An 18,602-nucleotide genomic window follows, 5' to 3' on the forward strand; every position below is an offset into this window, starting at 1 on the left:
AAACTCTCTTTTTTAATAGAAAGTTAATTGAAAACATTTTTAATTAACTTTCTATATGCTAACTCATTGCGAAATAAAGTAGAAAGGACTAGAATGTACGTTGGCTTTAAAAGTTCTCAACAGTTGAAAGGAGAAATAGATATGCCAAAGTCATTATGGTTTTTAATCATTGGAATGTTAGTAAACGTTACGGGCGCTTCGTTTTTATGGCCTTTAAATACAATTTATATACATGATCATCTCGGTAAATCATTATCCGTAGCAGGCTTTGTTTTAATGTTAAATGCTGGTGCTAGCGTAATTGGTAATCTTATTGGAGGTACCTTGTTTGATAAAATAGGAGGGTATAAATCCATTTTATCAGGTATTGTTATCACCTTGATAGCATTGGTTGGGTTAGTGTTTTTTCACGATTGGCCTACATACGTTGTATTACTTGTCATCGTTGGTTTTGGCTCGGGAATTGTATTTCCATCTATGTACGCAATGGCTGGAACGGTTTGGCCAGAAGGTGGACGTAAGTCCTTTAATGCCATTTACGTAGCTCAAAATGCAGGGGTAGCAATTGGTGCAGCTCTTGGAGGAATTGTAGCTTCTTATTCATTTACCTATATCTTCTTAGCAAACACGTTACTGTACGTGGTTTTTTTATTGATTGCATTTTTCACGTACAAGAACATTTCAGTTACGGGTTCAGCCCAAACGAGTGTATTGCAAGAAGCTAAGGGGATTAAAAATCACTATAAGCTGATTGCTTTATTAACTTTATGTGTGGGCTATTTGCTGTGCTGGATGGCGTATGTACAGTGGCAAACAACAATTGCTACGCATACATTAGAGCTTAATATCCCATTATCTCAGTACAGCATGCTTTGGACAATTAATGGCATTTTAATCGTTGCAGCACAGCCGTTTATTGTACCAGTCGTACAAAAGTTTGCGAAGACGTTAAAAGTGCAAATTATGATTGGTACGGCAATCTTTATTGCATCTTTTATTATTGTTTTGCAGGCAACTACATTTGTAGACTTTTTAATTGCGATGATTGTCTTAACGATTGGAGAAATGTTTGTTTGGCCTGCAGTTCCAGCAGTAGCAAACGAATTAGCGCCAAAAGGTAGAGAAGGATTCTATCAAGGCATTGTAAATAGTACGGCTACGGGTGGCAGAATGATTGGTCCTGTTTTCGGTGGGATGATGGTGGATCATTTTGATGTTTCTGTGCTCGTGTATAGCTTAATTGCTTTTCTATTCTTAACATTTTTCACAACATGGTTTTATGATTTGAGAATAAAAGAACAATCTACAAAGCGTTATCAAGTAACGGTTTCAAAATAAATTAAAAAGCTGAAAAGCGATGCCAGACGGCGTCGCTTTTTTGTTCCATAAAACCTGGTATGTCTCAATGGTTTGTCTAATAAGATAGTAGAAGTCAAAAGGGAGGAGGTTGTTTTCCACTTGATTGTAAACGCTTTCTAAGATAAAGGGGGAAGAAAACGTGCTTAGTATGATTGGGTTAATCGGTGGTTTAGTCTTGCTTATTGTGCTTACTATGAGAGGAATGAACTTATTAATAGCAGGACCTTTAAGTGCTTTAGTAGTAGCTTTAACAAGTGGAATGCCTTTGTTTCCGCAGCTTGTTAAAGAAGGTGAAGTGAACTTTGTTGGTAACTATATGTCAGGATTTACGGGCTTTGTGACGTCTTGGTATTTAATGTTCTTACTTGGAGCAATCTTTGGAAAAGTGATGGAAGATAGCGGTGCTGCTGATAGCGTTTCAAAATGGATTGTTGAAAAGCTCGGTATGAAAAGAGCTGTATTAGCCATTGTTTTAGCCTGTGCTGTATTAACTTATGGTGGAGTCAGCTTGTTTGTCGTAGCTTTTTCTGTGTATCCCATGGCGGTAAGTTTGTTTAAGCAAGCTAACCTACCACGACGCTTTATTCCAGCTGCTCTTGCTTTTGGCTCTGTTACGTTTACAATGACTTCAGCTGGTTCACCTGAAATTCAAAACTGGATTCCAATTGATTATTTGAATACATCGCCTTATGCAGGTTGGGAAGTAAGTTTAATTGTGGCGGTATTAATGGCAGTGTTTGGCTATTGGTGGTTGAAGAAAATTATTACAAAAGCAGTGCAAAATGGTGAGCACTTTGTTGAGAGAGAGACGGACCCAAAAATGGAGAAAGGAAGAGAGTTACCTCATCCATTGCTTAGTTTAATTCCTTTAGTTGTCGTTCTTATTTGTTCATTTGTATTCCATAATTCATTGATGCAATCAGCTCTTATCATTGCGCTATTAAGTGGAATCATTGCTACGTATGTATTAAACCGTCGTTACTTTAAAGACTTCTGGGGAGCACTATCTGAAGGAACACTTGGTGCTTTAATTGCAATTGGAAATACGGCAGCTGTTGTTGGATTTGGCGGAGTAGCAAAGGCAGCTCCTGCTTTTAATGTCGCTGTTGAAGCGATGACCAGTATTCCGGGCAGTCCGTTAATTGGAGGCGCCATTGCAGTAAGCGTTATCGCAGGGATGACCGGATCGGCATCCGGTGGCCAAGCGATTGCTTTACCTCTCTTAGCACCACATTATATGGACGCAGGTGTTAATCCTGAGGCACTTCATCGAGTTGTGGCCATTTCATCTGGCGTGTTGGACTCACTTCCCCATAATGGATATGTTGTAACTACAATTAACTCTATTTGTGGTGAAACACATAAAGATGCCTATGGCTCCGTGGCAGCTATGACTGTCGTTGTTCCGCTCGTAGGGTTAGCGATAGCTATTGCCCTCTTTACGTTTGGAGTAGGTATTTAAAGAGTAAGATGTTCAGCACATGGACATTTTAGCCGTTTGTGTGCTGAATGTTTGGATATTTCTTAAAAAAATGGGCATTATGTATGTTTTTAAGAGATTTGTTTATAAATAAGAAGAGAAACTTTGATAAAATGGTGTGAACAACTTGCAGTTTAATCACATATTATTTACAATACAAGGTAGTTACTATATGAAAAGCATTGAGAAGGAATAGTAGTGAGCGATACGAGCAAAGAGAGTTGACGGTTGGTGGGAGTCAACAAACGACCGTTCATGAACTCACCTTTGAGCTGTAAATGTGAACGAAGTAGCATTTATCGTCATCCGCGTTAAGGAAAATGAGTGAGTACATACATAATTTGTGCTAATGTGGGTGGTACCGCGGGAAGTTTATTCAACCTCTCGTCCCTTTCTTAAGGGATGAGGGGTTTTTTATAGTTCTAACACCATTGTCTTAAAATAGAAGGAGGAGTATTCATGGCCTTTAACCATAAGCAAATTGAGAAGAAGTGGCAACAGGTTTGGGAAGAAAATCAGACATTTAAAACGACTGAAGATAAAGGAAAGCGTAAATTTTATGCGCTAGATATGTTTCCATATCCATCTGGAGCTGGCCTACATGTAGGGCATCCAGAAGGGTATACAGCAACAGATATTTTATCTCGTATGAAGCGTATGCAGGGATATAACGTACTTCATCCAATGGGATGGGACGCGTTCGGTTTACCAGCAGAGCAGTATGCGTTAGATACAGGAAATGACCCAGCGCAATTCACAGAGCAAAACATTAACAACTTCCGTCGCCAAATTAAATCTCTAGGTTTCTCATATGACTGGGAGCGTGAGATTAATACAACAGATCCAAGCTACTATAAATGGACGCAGTGGATTTTCTTAAAGTTATACGAAAAAGGATTAGCGTATATTGATGAAGTTGCGGTAAACTGGTGTCCAGCTCTTGGAACAGTATTAGCAAATGAAGAAGTTATTGATGGTAAAAGTGAACGTGGAGGTCACCCAGTAGAACGACGTCCAATGAAGCAGTGGATGTTAAAAATTACTGCTTACGCAGATCGATTACTAGAGGATTTAGAAGAATTAGATTGGCCAGAGAGTATTAAAGAAATGCAGCGCAATTGGATTGGTCGCTCTGAAGGGGCGCATGTTCACTTTACAATTGATGGGCATGATGAAACGTTTACGGTGTTCACTACGCGTCCAGATACACTTTTTGGCGCAACGTATGCCGTGTTAGCACCAGAGCATCCATTTGTTGATAAAATCACAACAGCTGAGCAAAAAGCAGCAGTAGATGCCTATATTGAGAAAATTAAAAGCAAAAGTGATTTAGAGCGTACAGATTTAGCGAAAGATAAAACAGGTGTATTTACGGGAGCTTATGCGATTAACCCAGTAAATGGCGAAAAAATGCCAATCTGGATTGCAGATTACGTATTAATGAGTTACGGAACAGGTGCAATCATGGCAGTTCCAGCTCACGATGAGCGTGACTATGAATTTGCTGTTAAATTTGAACTTCCAATTAAGGAAGTTGTAGCGGGAGGAGACGTTTCGAAAGAAGCGTACACAGGAGATGGCGAACACGTTAACTCTGACTTCTTAAACGGCTTAAATAAAGAAGAAGCAATTGAGAATATGATTGCTTGGCTAGAAACAAACAAAAAAGGTGAAAAACAAGTTACGTATCGTTTACGCGACTGGTTGTTTAGCCGCCAGCGCTATTGGGGAGAACCAATTCCAGTAATTCATTGGGAAGATGGTACAACAACGCCTGTTTCAGAAAGCGAGCTTCCATTAGTACTTCCGAAAACAACGGAAATTAAGCCGTCAGGTAATGGTGAATCACCATTAGCAAACATTGATGAATTTGTAAACGTAGTAGACCCAGAAACAGGTAAAAAAGGTCGTCGTGAAACAAACACGATGCCACAATGGGCTGGAAGCTGCTGGTACTACTTACGCTACATCGATCCAAAGAATGAAGATGCATTGGCTGACGCAGAAAAGCTAAAAGAATGGTTACCGGTTGATATTTACATTGGTGGTGCAGAGCATGCCGTTCTTCATTTATTATATGCTCGCTTCTGGCACAAGTTCTTATATGATATTGGAGTAGTACCGACAAAAGAACCTTTCCAAAAGTTATTTAACCAAGGAATGATTCTTGGCGAAAACAATGAGAAGATGAGTAAGTCAAAAGGTAACGTTGTTAACCCTGATGAGATTGTTGAGAGTCACGGTGCAGATACGCTTCGTCTATATGAAATGTTCATGGGACCTTTAGATGCGTCTATTGCATGGTCAACAAAAGGATTAGACGGAGCAAGACGTTTCATCGATCGCGTATGGCGTTTGCTAATGGATGACAACGGTGAGCTAAGCAATAAAGTACAGGAAAGCGATGATAAAACATTAGAGCGTGTATATCACCAAACGGTGAAGAAGGTAACAGAAGATTATGAAGCTCTTCGTTTTAATACAGCAATCTCACAATTAATGGTGTTTATCAACGACGCATATAAAGTCGATGTTCTTCCAAAACAATACGTGGAAGGCATCGTGAAATTACTTGCACCAATTTGTCCACACGTTACAGAAGAGCTGTGGAATAAGCTTGGCTACGAAGAAACAATCTCGTATGAGGCTTGGCCTGCTTTTGATGAAGCAAAATTAGTAGATGATGAAGTTGAAATTGTTGTTCAAGTGAACGGTAAAGTACGTGCAAAGCTAAACGTTCCAGCTGAAGCATCACGTGAACAGCTTCAAGATATCGCAATGGCAAATGAAAACGTGCAAGAGCAAATCGAAGGCAAGACTGTCCGAAAAGTGATTGCTGTACCAGGGAAATTAGTAAACATTGTAGCGAACTAATGATAGAAGTCTGAGGCAAGAGCCTCAGGCTTTTTTCATGTAAGTAGAATTTCATTTATCACTTTTGTTACAATAATAACATGGGAACGAATACATAATGAGAGGGTTGAAAAAGATGGAACAAGTAAAAGAAATTACAACAGAAGAGCTAAAGAAACGTTTGGAGCAAAATGAAGAACTTGAGCTAGTAGATGTTCGCGAAGATGAAGAAGTAGAAGAAGGCATTATTCCAGGAGCAAAACATATTCGTATGAATGATATTCCTGCACATATTGATGCCTTTGATAAGGATAAAGAATATATCTTTATCTGTCGCTCAGGACGTCGTAGCGAGAACGTATGCTACTACTTACAAGAGCAAGGGTATAAAGTACGCAACATGGTTGGCGGTATGCTTGAGTGGGAAGGCGAAACAACTAAAAAGTAAATAAAAAAGATGAGACATAAGTATTTTAGCTAACGAGATATCCGAACCATTGGAAGGTAACGACTTTTGATAGTTTGGGTATCTTTTTCTTCATTCCTAAAATAAGTTAAAAAACTTAGTGGAACGGAGCGGAGGACACGCATCTGCGGCGCAATAGAACGAACTGGTGGTTCCAGCCTAACTACTTTAGAAAAGGTATAATTCATCTTTGAGAAAGAATCATTTGTTTTTATTCCAGACTCTTTTTTATTCAACGTATAAATTTTATAAGAATGTCTATAGTGATTGATACATATGTTAATAGAAATGTCCAAGCAGTGATAATCATGGGATGAAAGTGGTGTCGCGGTGTGGTTCAGGTAAAAGTGTTTGATAAAGAGCATGAAAAAGATTTAGAAGTAGCTCTAAATCGCTTTTTGAAAAAATTTGATGATGAGGATATTGTGGACATTAAGTATCAAGTTACAGTAGATGTGGACCGAGATGAACAAGTATACTGTTTTTCAGCAATGGTCATATATAAAGCCTAGCGCATTAATGCGCTAGGCTTTTGGCATACTCTCCAGCATTTGCTCCAGCAAGTCTTCCAGTTACTAAAGCTGACGTAATATTATAACCACCTGTATATCCATGAATATCTAGAATTTCACCGCAAAAGTAGAGGCCACTCATGAATTTTGAAGACATTTCTTTTGGATGCACCTCTTTTACCGATACGCCTCCACCTGTTACAAAGGCTTTTTCAAGAGATAACGTTCCATTTACAGAAAACGTAAATTGTTTCAGAAGACCAACAAATTCGCGAAGTCGATCATGTGAAATTTGTCCAGCAAGTTCTTGTTCTTCAATATGCGAAGCTTGAAACAAAAATAATAAATAGCGCTCGGGCACAAACCCTTTTAACACATTTTTAATTGCTTTTTTTGGTTCTTCTTTTAAAAGAGCTACGACTTTTTGAAAGAGATTTTCTTCATTTATGTCTGGAAACGAATCAATCATCATTTGAACAGTCTTTGTTTTTTGTTTTTTAAGTTCTTTGACAACATATTGACTACAGCGCAATACCGCAGGTCCAGAAATTCCAAAGTGTGTAAAAATCATATCCATTCGATGAGTAATCACAGGCTTGCCTTTCTTGTTTAGTACGCTTAATCCAACGCTACGTAAAGATAAACCTTGCAATGTCTTGTCTCGAATAAATGATTCACTTGAAGTGACGGGAACTTCGGTGGGATAAAGTTCTGTAATGGTATGTCCCGCTGCTTCCGCCCAAGCATAGCCATCGCCTGTAGAACCGGTATGAGGAACAGACTTTCCTCCAACAGCTAAAATGACTGCCTTGGCTTGGATTACTTCACCCGTCTCTAGCTGCACTTCTTTTACTGCATTGTTCTCATATGCGACTTTTCTTACAGGCGTATTTGTGCGTACATGAACGTTTAAACGCTTTAATTCACCAATGAGTGCATCAACGACTGATTGTGCTTTATTTGACACGGGAAACATGCGTCCGTGATCCTCTTCCTTTAAAGCAATCCCGAGGTTTTCAAAAAATCTGATGATATCTTCATTATTAAAAATCGAAAATGCACTATATAAAAAGCGTCCGTTTCCTGGAATGTGCTTAATAATTTCATCGATTGGGAGTCGGTTCGTAACATTACAGCGTCCACCACCCGAAATAGCTAACTTTCGACCGAGCTTTGTTCCTTTATCTACTAATAGTACCTTTGCGCCTTTTTCACCGGCTGCAATCGATGCCATCAAACCAGAAGGTCCTCCTCCGATTACGATTACATCATAAATCATATCTCCACCAACCTGTCTATTTTATAAAATTTGAGTTTGTTCACTGACAAATGAAGAAACTTTGGATAAAATGGGCTATAGTCTTGTTTTTTTCTAGCTGCTAGCAGCAGTTAACATTAAAGCATGTCTGAAATAAAACTGCAACTTGATTCCTTTTTATTCTATCACTATTATCAAAGTGTAACATTACGTATCGGAGGAAGCTTATGTCTGATTCAAAGCTATTACGAGGAACATTTGTGTTAACGTTAGGAACCTATATTTCTCGCATATTAGGAATGATTTATATTTTTCCATTTGCAACGCTCGTTGGAGCTGTAGGTGGAGCGCTGTTTGGATATGGATATAACCAATATGCCATTTATCTAAGTATTGCAACGGCAGGGATGCCGATGGCTGTTTCAAAATTCGTATCTAAATATAACGCAATGGGTGATTACTATACGAGTAGGAGAATGTATCGTGCAGGTCTTAAGCTTATGCTTGTCACAGGGGTTTTATCTTTTCTCTTACTTTATTCTTTATCTCCTTTTATTGCGGATTTAACACTAGGAGGAGCCGATTTAGATAACTCGTTAGAAGACGTTGTCATGGTTATGCGCATGGTGAGCGTGGCGCTTCTTGTCGTACCTATTATGAGTTTAATGCGAGGATTTTTCCAAGGACACCAGTCTATGGGGCCAACTGCTGTTTCACAAGTTATTGAACAGTTTGTCCGCGTTGTCTTCTTACTCGCTTCTACGTACATCGTGTTAAAAGTTGTCGGAGGAAGTTTAGCCTTAGCGGTTGGATTTGCAACAATGGGTGCATTTGTAGGGGCGCTTGGTGGACTAGCTGTCTTGTTATGGTATTGGAAAAAACGAAAACCTCATTTAGACAAAATGGTACAAGAGCAAAAAGTTACGCCAACGCGTATTTCAACGGTTTCTATTTTTAAAGAGTTGTTTACGTATTCTATTCCTTATGTATTTGTAGGGCTTGCAATTCCCCTTTATCAGTATGTTGATCAATTTACATTTAACCGTACAATGGTTGCTGCTGGTCAAAAAGAAATTGCAGAAACGATGAATGGGATTGTGCAGTCGTATGTACCAAAGCTTGTAATGATTCCTGTTTCATTAGCGACAGCGTTTGGATTAACACTCGTTCCAACCATTACACGTTCATTTGTGAATCAAGATTACACGGCTCTTCAAAAACAGATTGACCAAACGTATCAAACGATTATGTTTTTAGTATTACCGGCATCAGTTGGGTTGATGGCTTTAGCGGGTCCAGCCTATGGAACATTCTTTGGTATAGAAGATATTAAAGCTGGTGGAACAGTTCTATTAGCTTATGCGCCGGTTGCGTTATTGTTTTCATTTTTCACTGTGAATGCTGCGATTTTACAAGGTGTGAATAAACAAAAATACGCGGTAATCAGTTTAGCATTTGGTCTAATTGTGAAAATTATTTGTAACGTACCATTTATTTATCTATTTCATGAGCTAGGTTCAATTTTAGCAACGGCTCTTGGTTATCTTGTATCTATTGCGTATACATTTTATCTCATTAAAAAGCATGCGAATTATGATTACCATGCGTTTATCAAACGTACAGTGTTAATCTTTATCTTCGTTGCAATTATGGGGTTAAGCGTTAAGTTGCTTTCCTTTATTTTAGGCTTCTTCTTAGCGTATGATCAAAGCCGCATCGCTGCTGTGGTGATCACCTTTATTGGAGCAGGGGTCGGAGGGATTGTATACGGTGTAGCAACGTACCGTTCGACATTACTAGAGCGAGTAATGGGCAAACGAATTATAAACATAATTGAACGAAAAATTTTGCGCCGTCGTCCAGCAAACGGTTAATGAGAAAGTGACTCATTCAATGAGTCACTTTCTTTTCGGATATAAACTGAGGAGGATTTTATGAGATTAGATAAGTTATTAGCTAATATGGGATATGGTAGTCGAAAAGAAGTAAAAGGGTTATTAAAAACAGGAGCAATAAAAGTGAATGGTAAAGTGGTCAAAGATGCTAAGCTACACGTGAATCCGGAAACTGACGAAGTGTCCGTTCACGGAGAAATCATTGAATACAAAGAATTTATTTATTTGATGATGAATAAGCCTCAAGGGGTGATTTCTGCTACAGAAGATCATCAACATGAAACAGTTGTTGATTTATTAGAAATTGACGACGCCATTTATAATCCTTTTCCAGTCGGAAGACTAGATAAAGATACGGAAGGATTACTGCTATTAACAAACGATGGACAGCTTGCTCATCAGCTGCTCTCACCCAAAAAGCATGTTCCAAAAACCTATTTTGCGACTATTAATATGAAAGTAACTGAGGAAGATGTCGAAGCATTCAGAAAAGGGGTTACATTAGATGACGGATATGTCACGAAACCCGCAGAGTTAACCATTTTAAAAAGCGGTGAATCATCTGAAATTGAGCTAACCATTGTTGAAGGGAAATTTCATCAGGTGAAGCGTATGTTTGAATCAAGAGGAAAGAAAGTCACGTATTTAAAACGAATTTCCATGGGAGCTTTGCCGCTAGATGAAGAGTTAGAACTGGGGGAATACCGAGAGCTAACAGAAGAAGAATTAAGCGCATTAAAAGATAAAAAAGAATAAGAGGCGAAAGAAAAAGGAACCTGTACATAAATTGGTTCCTTTTTGTTCACTCTACGCAAGTGAAACAATTCACGTTTAAATGCACTGAGGTAAAATCAGGCACTTAAAGATACTCAACACACAAGGCGAAAAAGTATGAGGAATCTTTATCTCTGTATATAAATACTTACCTTTGAAACTTACTAGGATGAAATCTTGACCTTCTTCTCTGTCGTCGTCCATGTACCACGACTTGGACTATGAACTAAATCATTGTATGCTAATACATTTAAATCACGCTGAATAGTTCTAGGGGTGATACCAAACTCATCAACAAGCTCTTGAGTAGTGACAGTTCCCTTTTTACTAATGAACATATAAACGGATTTGATACGCGTTAGCATTCGATTAGTTGAAGGTTTCAAAAAACCACTTCCTTATTCGTTTTTCGTAAGGCACAACTTCTTTATAACTTTGAGATGTCAAGCACTATTTAAGTCCTCAGTTATATTGTACACAAAAAATCATAAAAAATAAAAGGATAAAGCTTAATTTAATAATAAATTTACAAAAATTGTGATAAATGAGATAAATATGTACTTTTTTGGCAGGTCTCCTTTCCTAAGTTATACATTATTTTTTAATGTATGCGAAATATAACAAAATAGACCTATTCAAGCATAAATTTAGAGAAAAGGTTACAACCCTTTACCCTTTTTCTAGCTAATTAAACACCTTAGAAGCTTTTTGAAAATAGGTGTGATAAAGTGGAAATAGTACAAATTGAATACTTCTACAATAATGGAGGATAACTATGGAAGCTATCAATTGGATGGAAGAAGTTAAAAAAAGAGAAAGCAATATCTTGGAAGAAACGAAGCGCTTTTTACAAATTAAAAGCGTCCTTGAAGAATCTGTAAAAGAAGATGAGCCATTTGGAGAAGGAGTAGCTAAAGCTCTTCATTTTTTATTAGATAAAGGAAATGATGATGGTTTTACGACTAAGAACGTAGATGGTTATGCAGGACATATTGAATTGGGAGAAGGAAAAGAATTAATAGGAATTTTATGTCACGTTGATGTCGTACCTGAAGGTGATGGTTGGTCTGTTGATCCATACGGTGCGGAAATTAAGGACGGAAAAATCTTTGCTCGCGGAGCGATTGATGATAAGGGACCAACAATAGCTGCTTATTACGCTATGAAAATTGTTAAAGAGCTAGGATTGCCGCTTTCTAAACGCGTACGTATGATTATCGGAACAGATGAAGAAAGCGATTGGAGGTGTGTAGATCACTACTTTAAACATGAAGAAATGCCAACGATGGGCTTTGCTCCAGATGCTGACTTTCCTATCATTTACGCAGAAAAAGGGATTACCGATGTAGAGTTACACCAACAGCCGATTCAAGGCACAGATGGCGACTATGTACTAACATCGTTTGAATCTGGTCGTCGTTATAATATGGTACCTGACTATGCAAAAGCAGTTCTTACTGTAAAAGAAGAAGCAAACCTCGAAAAAACGTATGAGAAGTTCTTAAATAAACATCATGTAAAAGGTACAGTTGAAGTCAACAGCAACAAATATACCCTTACCTTAGAAGGGGTATCGGCCCACGGAAGTGTTCCTCAAAAAGGGAAAAATGCCGGGGTGTTGTTAGCAAGCTTTCTACATGAATTAGCATTAAATGAACAAGCAAGACAGTTCGTTACATATGTTAATCACTATTTTGTAGAGGATACAATTGGTGAAAGAATCGGTTTGCATATTCGAGACGATGTAACAGGTGATTTGACTGTAAACGTTGGTATTTTATCTTACACTCATGAGAAGGCTGGACAAATTGGTTTAAACATTCGGTACCCAGTTGCCGCTAGTATTGATACTATTATTTCTACAATTAAGAAGCAAAGTGAGACATATCAAATTTCTGTTAAGCATTTTTCAGATTCAAAACCGCATCATGTCGATCAAAAGCATAAGCTCATCCAAACGTTACAGCAAGTCTACCAAGAACAAACGGGAGAGGAACCAACGCTTATTTCCATTGGCGGAGGTACGTATGCACGAGCGCTAGAGGCCGGAGTAGCATTTGGTCCACTATTCCCTGGAAGAGAAGAAGTAGCTCATGAAAAAGATGAATATATGGTGGTCGAAGATCTATTGAAAGCAACAGCCATTTATGCACAAGCTATTTATGAGTTAGCTAAGTAAACGAAAAAGACGCTCAGCAGCATGAGCGCCTTTTTTGGTTTATTAGGAATCAAAAGAGAATAAATCGCTTGATAAGTAGCGTTCACCTGTATCACAGGCGATGCACACAACGACTTGGTCGGGGCTTAGCTTTTTAGCTACTTCAATGGCAGCATAGCAAGCTGCACCAGAGGATGGACCAACTAAAATCCCTTCTTCAGCTGCAAGTCTACGCGTAATATTATATGCTTCTTCATCTTTAATCTTTAAAATTTCATCATACACATTCACATTTAACGTATCAGGGATAAAGCCAGGGCTTGTTCCTACAAGTTTATGCTTTCCTGGTTTTCCACCTGATAAAACAGGAGAGCCAGCAGGTTCTACTACATGAACACTCATGTTTGGATAGCGCTCTTTTAGTACTTCACCAGTCCCTGTAATTGTGCCACCAGTTCCGGCTGTAGCAACAAATGCAGCCAATTCTTTATTTAAATCATCCATTGCTTCAATAATTTCTTTTGCCGTGGTGTGGCGGTGTGCGTCTGGATTAGCTCCGTTTTTAAACTGCATTGGCATAAAAGCATTTGGAATTTCTTTTGTTAATTCTTCAGCTTTACGAATAGCACCTGGCATTTTTTCATCTCCTGGTGTTAGCACAACTTCAGCCCCGTAAGCTTTTAATAAGTTAATACGTTCTTGCGTCATAGTATCTGGCATAACAAGAATTGAGCGATATCCTCTTGCAGCAGCATTCATAGCTAAGCCAATTCCAGTGTTGCCACTCGTTGGCTCAATTATAGTTGAATTTGGTTTTAAAAGGCCTGCTTCTTCAGCTTTAACAATCATATTAAAAGCAGCGCGATCTTTTACGCTTCTGCTGGGGTTGAAGAATTCTAGCTTTAAATAAACGGATGCACCGTCAGCTGGCTGAAGACGATTCAATTTAACAAGTGGAGTATCTCCTATTAAATCTGCCATGTTGTTAACAACTTTCATTTTAACCATCCTTTGCATCGATAGAATTAATGATCTTTTTTATCCTAGTATAGACAATAATAGCGTACAACTACACTTTTATCGCCGTAAAAAGAAGTGTTTTTTCTATCATAACATAATCTATCGCATTAGTAGGATAAAAGGGCTTAAGCTTACGGTTTCACTAAAAAGCTTTAATTACTAGTGGTATCTTTCTTTTAATGTTAGTAAAATTGAACAATAAAAACAATCTGGTATTTTTTAACGAGGAGAATGATTTGATATGGCGCAACTTATTAAGATACAAGACTATCTTTCACGCTATGAGCGAGATTTGTATCACTATTCCTCTCAATTTACACGCGTGAAACAACACAATTGGGAGAAAGCAAAGGATTATTTCTATAACGGAGAGGAAGAGGTTCAGTTAGATGATATAGACGAATCGCCGACTTCAGAACCATCGCTTTTTCGAAAGGTAAAATCCTTTTTTAAAAAAGATGAAGTAGCCGAAACAGATAAAGAATACATGGAGGTAGAAATAGAAAAAGAAGCAGAAGAAAACTTTGATGCCGAAAATCTCACTGCGTTTGTGACGGAACCTAAAAGCCTACAAGACCTAAAGGTATTGTTTTTAGAAAACGTTTTTCAAATGCAAATGAGGTGGGCGACGTCGACCTTATTTGAGCTTTCAAATGCAGATAAGCGATACTTTTATGATGAAAAGCTTCAATACTTTTTAAAAAGCTTTCCTGATACTTTTCTACTTATGTATAAGCCTGTCTTTTTAGTGAAAAAAGCGCCTGTTGAAGCAGAGGTTATTTTAATTACGCCTACTGAAACAATTTGTATTGCAATGGTTGAAGGGAAAAATGGCTCTGTTTTTCAGTATTCAAAAGAAAATTTTTGGACAGAGTTAATAGGGAAAGATAAAAAGAAAGTGTTAAATCCCGTGCTTGGGTTGAATAGAACAGAGCAACTCGTCAAAAGCCTTTATCAATCTCATAATATTGACCGACCTATTCGTAAAATATTACTGAGTCGTAATGGTTTCTTTGACTCTCCAACAGAACCGTATCAAATTGATTTTATTGATAAGCGGAACTATGAAGAATGGTTCTATAATTTAAGGCGTTTATCAGCACCCTTAAAATTCAATCAGCTTCAGGCAGCAGAGGCACTTTTAAAGCATAGTCAAAGCATTTATTTTGATCGAAGTGAGAATGAATAATTTTGATGTGAAATTTAGTATTTATCTAATAGAAAGTGCTTTCATTTCTCCAATTTGAACATATAATGCTCATAATAAGTTATGTAGGAGGAGAACAGATGGCTTATGATAATCAAAAATTTGAAGCATATTTAGATAAGATGGATATGGTTACCGTTCTTGTTCCTAAATCTTACTACGATGGAGAAGTGAATTCACTTTGTTTAATGAGAGATGGCCAATCGCTTTCTTTAAAGCTAAAGGATAGAAAAGTATTACATGAGGCTATAAAATATGAATGCTACTGTCAAATAAAAATAGAGATTGGTGAAGAGTATCAAGTGGTAGAAGAACGTGGTGCCAAAGCAGATTTAAAGATAGGAGCTGTCATTCGCACTCCTGAATTCGATGATGCTTTTTTTTACAATGAATCGGACTTGGGTGTGGTTTTTACCAAGCAACATATTCAGCTGAAATTATGGGCACCGACTGCTACAGATGTGAAGGTAAAGCTTATCAATCCTAAAACGTTAAATAAAGAATATATTGGCATGGCTCGTATGAAAAAGGGAGTGTGGACAGCGATTTGTGGCCTTGAAAAAGAAGGGCATCACTATAGCTATGAGGTAACGGTCAACGGTGTTACGAGAGAAGCTGTTGATCCGTATGCAATAGCAGCATCAGCAAACAGTGAATACGGTGTGTTGGTGAATTTACACAAAACTAAGCAGCCGCCTGTGAAAAAGGCTCCGCTTCAAAAGCCCACGGATGCTATTATTTATGAAGTCCATATTCGTGATTTTACCATTCATCCTTCCAGTAACGTGTCCAATAAAGGAACATATGCAGGATTCACTGAGTCGTCAACAGAAAGCGGTGTAACAACAGGGTTAGCTTACTTAAAGGAACTTGGTATTACACATTTGGAGCTCCTACCCGTTAATGACTTTGATGGCGTAGATGAACTGAAGCCTTTGGATACCTATAATTGGGGCTACAACCCACTCCTATTTAATGTGCCGGAAGGTAGCTATTCTTTGGAGCCAACAAATCCTATAGCTCGTATTCTAGAGCTAAAGCAACTTATTCGAGCGGTTCATGAGAATGATCTACGTGTTATACTCGATGTTGTCTATAACCATGTATATGTAAGGGAAGACTCTTCTTTTGAAAAGATTGTTCCAGGATATTACTTCCGGCATGATCAATTTGGAATGCCGTCCAATGGAACAGGTGTAGGAAATGATTTTGCTTCTGAGCGTAAGATGGCGCGTAAATTTATCGTTGACTCCGTCTTGTTTTGGGTCAAAGAATATGATGTTGATGGCTTTCGTTTTGATTTAATGGGAATTTTAGATATTGAAACGATGAATACGATTCGACAAAAGCTGTTTGAATATGATTCATCCATTTTGCTGTTTGGTGAAGGGTGGGATCTAAATACCTCTTTATCTTCAGAGCAAAAAGCAACAATCTATAACTCTGATAAAGTCCCACATATTGGATTCTTTAATGATCGTTTTCGAGATTTTATCAAGGGAAGTACTTTTAACATCTATGATAAAGGTTTTATTTGTGGCAACACCCATCGAGTTGACGAAGTAAAGCAAGTAATGGCTGGCAGTGTTTCTTATCAAAAAGGAGAGAAGTATTTATTTGTTCAGCCTACCTCTTCGATAAACTATGTAGAATCACACGATAATCACACGCTGTGGGATAAATTGAGTAAGTGTAATTCACATGAGGAGAAACAAATTTTGCAAAAAAGGCAAAAGCTTGCAAGTGCAATGGTGTTATTAGCTCAAGGCATTCCTTTTCTACATGCAGGACAAGAATTTTATCGAACAAAACAAGGTGTTGAAAATAGCTATCGCTCACCGGATAGCATCAATCAATTTGATTGGGAGCAGCGGAAAATCTATAACAAGGATATAAAGTGGCTACAAGCAGTGATTCAGCTAAGAAAAGCGCACGGCGCATTTCGCTTTCATACAACCGAGCGAATTCGTAAGCATATGAAGTTCTTAGAATCGGTGCCAGAAATAGTTGCGTATGCTCTTGCCAATGTAGAAAAATACGGACCATGGAAGGATATCATTGTCGCGTTTAACCAAGACACATCAACTCATTATATTAACTTGCCACAGGGGAGTTGGAACGTCGTAATCGATGGAGAAAGCGCTTATCAGTATCCATTTCCAAAAGCCCTTTCAGGCGAAGCAGCGGTTCCTGCGGTTGGCGTTTTAGCATTATTTAAAACATAAGTGCTATTCTGCTACTTGACGAGAAAAGCGGGAAGAGGATAAAATTTATGAAGGATAGCTATTGGTATATGTCCGCAATAGCTGTCTTTTTTATTTAATAAAACAAATACACGTTGTTGATGATATAAATAGAAGTAAACATAACTTTAAATTTTTAATGAAATGTGTGTGTTGAAATTGAAGGTGAATTGGTTGGAACATATATTAGGAAGCGAATGGGAAGTGACTCCTGCTGGCGGTGCAACTGGAGATGCTTATTTCGCAAGGTTTCAAGACCGAAAGCTATTTCTGAAGCGCAATTCATCTCCTTTCCTAGCTGTTTTGTCAGCAGAAGGGATTGTTCCAAAGTTAGTTTGGACCAAACGAATGGAAAATGGAGATGTAATTACAGCTCAACACTGGCTAGATGGTCGAGAGTTAAAACCTCAAGATATGAACTCGGATAGCGTAACAGAACTGCTGAGTAAAATTCATCACTCTAAAGAGTTGTTGGATATGTTAAAAAGATTAGGGAAAGAGTCGTTATTACCACAAGACGTTCTACTCGATATTCGAGCAAATGTAGATTTGGACTTGCAGAAAGAACCAGTTGTTGAGCAAGGGATTCTGTATTTAGAGCGAGAAGTGGATTTCGTTCAGCCAGAGGAATATGTTGTTTGTCATTGCGATGTCAATCATAATAATTGGTTGCTAGGTGAGAATGAACAGCTATATTTAATCGATTGGGACGGAGCGATGATTGCTGACCCAGCTATTGACTTAGGCCTTCTGCTGTACTGGTACATTGATCCAGCAGAATGGAAGGGTTGGCTAGAAAAGTACGGTATTGCTTTAACAGATAGCTTGCAAAAGCGAATGAAGTGGTATGTTGTGAGTCAAAGTATTTTATTTGTACAATGGCATCGTACAAAGCAAGAATTACCAGAAATGAACTACTGGCTTAACTACTTAAAAGTATTGCTTGAAAATGAGAGTTAAGCCAGTAAGTTTAGTTAAGATAGACTAGATAGTTCTTCAACCCATTGGGATAAATTTTGTTTATTTGTTTCAATATGTTGATCGAGATGCGCCGCGCTTTTGGCAGTCTGTGTATACTCGCAAATGTTTTGAAGCGTGCGATACACTTGTTCATTAGCAGTTCCATTTGCTAGCATTGCTTGAGCTAAACGTTCAACTTGTTCGCATTCAGAGACTGTTCCACAGCAGTCAGTTTGGTGATTTGATAAGATGTCCTTTAAGATAGCCATTTGATGCTGAGCGTTTAAAGGCATAGTGCACCATCCTTTCTCGTATGATGCTTTTATTTTTTTCTTTATGAATACAATTATTCATACGAATGTCGGTTGTACAAAATAACCGACATTTTCCGTGTGGTTCAATTTTGATAATTTTTGA

Annotated in this window: 15 protein-coding genes and 1 other annotated feature; of the genes, 11 read left to right on the plus strand and 4 right to left on the minus strand. The window is 38.1% G+C overall.

The features are described from left to right. Nucleotides 1-141 precede the first annotated feature (141 nt). From BFL01S_RS12910 to BFL01S_RS12930, 5 genes are all read left to right on the plus strand, one after another. Nucleotides 142-1,338: an MDR family MFS transporter gene (locus BFL01S_RS12910; RefSeq protein WP_061785905.1), complete on the plus strand. Its 1,197-nt coding sequence runs from the start codon at nt 142-144 to the stop codon at nt 1,336-1,338. A gap of 160 nt (nt 1,339-1,498) precedes the next feature. Beyond that, a complete protein-coding gene (locus tag BFL01S_RS12915; protein ID WP_025909509.1) occupies nt 1,499-2,821 on the plus strand; it encodes a GntP family permease in 1,323 nt (440 codons plus the stop codon). A gap of 191 nt (nt 2,822-3,012) precedes the next feature. Further along, nucleotides 3,013-3,234 (plus strand) — a binding site (T-box leader). 64 nt (nt 3,235-3,298) lie between these two features. Further along, entirely contained in the window at nt 3,299-5,713 is a 2,415-nt protein-coding gene (leuS, locus tag BFL01S_RS12920) for a leucine--tRNA ligase (protein WP_061785906.1), read from the plus strand. Nucleotides 5,714-5,828: 115 nt separating this feature from the next. Then, entirely contained in the window at nt 5,829-6,140 is a 312-nt protein-coding gene (locus tag BFL01S_RS12925) for a rhodanese-like domain-containing protein (RefSeq protein WP_061785907.1), read from the plus strand. A 350-nt stretch (nt 6,141-6,490) separates the two neighbouring features. Further along, nucleotides 6,491-6,670: a sporulation protein Cse60 gene (locus tag BFL01S_RS12930; protein WP_061785908.1), complete on the plus strand. Its 180-nt coding sequence runs from the start codon at nt 6,491-6,493 to the stop codon at nt 6,668-6,670. 4 nt (nt 6,671-6,674) lie between these two features. On the opposite strand, the gene BFL01S_RS12935 is transcribed toward BFL01S_RS12930, so the two are convergent. Next, nucleotides 6,675-7,949, minus strand: coding sequence for a BaiN/RdsA family NAD(P)/FAD-dependent oxidoreductase (locus BFL01S_RS12935; protein WP_061785909.1), 1,275 nt, complete (start codon nt 7,947-7,949; stop codon nt 6,675-6,677). Nucleotides 7,950-8,155: 206 nt separating this feature from the next. On the opposite strand from BFL01S_RS12935, the gene BFL01S_RS12940 reads away from it, so the two are divergent. Both BFL01S_RS12940 and BFL01S_RS12945 read left to right on the plus strand, forming a co-directional pair. After that, nucleotides 8,156-9,802, plus strand: a complete 1,647-nt coding sequence (locus BFL01S_RS12940) for a putative polysaccharide biosynthesis protein (protein WP_025909504.1) — start codon at nt 8,156-8,158, stop codon at nt 9,800-9,802. A 60-nt stretch (nt 9,803-9,862) separates the two neighbouring features. Continuing rightward, nucleotides 9,863-10,579 carry a pseudouridine synthase gene (locus BFL01S_RS12945; RefSeq protein WP_061785910.1) on the plus strand — a complete coding sequence of 239 codons (717 nt, stop codon included), beginning with the start codon at nt 9,863-9,865 and terminating at the stop codon, nt 10,577-10,579. Nucleotides 10,580-10,761: 182 nt separating this feature from the next. Here the strand turns inward: BFL01S_RS12945 and BFL01S_RS12950 are convergent, their stop codons facing one another. Next, nucleotides 10,762-10,983 (minus strand): DeoR family transcriptional regulator, encoded by a 222-nt coding sequence (locus BFL01S_RS12950; protein WP_025909502.1) that lies wholly within the window; start codon nt 10,981-10,983, stop codon nt 10,762-10,764. A gap of 389 nt (nt 10,984-11,372) precedes the next feature. Between BFL01S_RS12950 and pepV the strand changes: the two genes are divergently transcribed. Beyond that, nucleotides 11,373-12,776 (plus strand): dipeptidase PepV, encoded by a 1,404-nt coding sequence (gene pepV, locus BFL01S_RS12955; RefSeq protein ID WP_025909501.1) that lies wholly within the window; start codon nt 11,373-11,375, stop codon nt 12,774-12,776. 42 nt (nt 12,777-12,818) lie between these two features. Here pepV and cysK read toward each other — a convergent pair whose 3' ends face one another. Continuing rightward, nucleotides 12,819-13,754 carry a cysteine synthase A gene (gene cysK / locus BFL01S_RS12960; protein WP_061785911.1) on the minus strand — a complete coding sequence of 312 codons (936 nt, stop codon included), beginning with the start codon at nt 13,752-13,754 and terminating at the stop codon, nt 12,819-12,821. A 262-nt stretch (nt 13,755-14,016) separates the two neighbouring features. Here cysK and BFL01S_RS12965 point away from each other — a divergent pair, with 262 nt between their 5' ends. From BFL01S_RS12965 to BFL01S_RS12975, 3 genes are all read left to right on the plus strand, one after another. Continuing rightward, nucleotides 14,017-14,964, plus strand: coding sequence for an NERD domain-containing protein (locus tag BFL01S_RS12965; protein WP_025909499.1), 948 nt, complete (start codon nt 14,017-14,019; stop codon nt 14,962-14,964). Nucleotides 14,965-15,062: 98 nt separating this feature from the next. Then, nucleotides 15,063-17,207, plus strand: coding sequence for a type I pullulanase (gene pulA / locus BFL01S_RS12970; protein ID WP_061785912.1), 2,145 nt, complete (start codon nt 15,063-15,065; stop codon nt 17,205-17,207). A gap of 171 nt (nt 17,208-17,378) precedes the next feature. After that, a complete protein-coding gene (locus tag BFL01S_RS12975; protein ID WP_373688728.1) occupies nt 17,379-18,185 on the plus strand; it encodes a phosphotransferase family protein in 807 nt (268 codons plus the stop codon). A 14-nt stretch (nt 18,186-18,199) separates the two neighbouring features. Here the strand turns inward: BFL01S_RS12975 and BFL01S_RS12980 are convergent, their stop codons facing one another. Next, nucleotides 18,200-18,478, minus strand: a complete 279-nt coding sequence (locus BFL01S_RS12980) for a YtzH-like family protein (RefSeq protein ID WP_025909496.1) — start codon at nt 18,476-18,478, stop codon at nt 18,200-18,202. Nucleotides 18,479-18,602 lie beyond the last annotated feature (124 nt).

It is taken from the genome of Priestia flexa NBRC 15715, assembly GCF_001591565.1.
GTDB classification, from domain to species: Bacteria; Bacillota; Bacilli; order Bacillales; family Bacillaceae_H; genus Priestia; species Priestia flexa.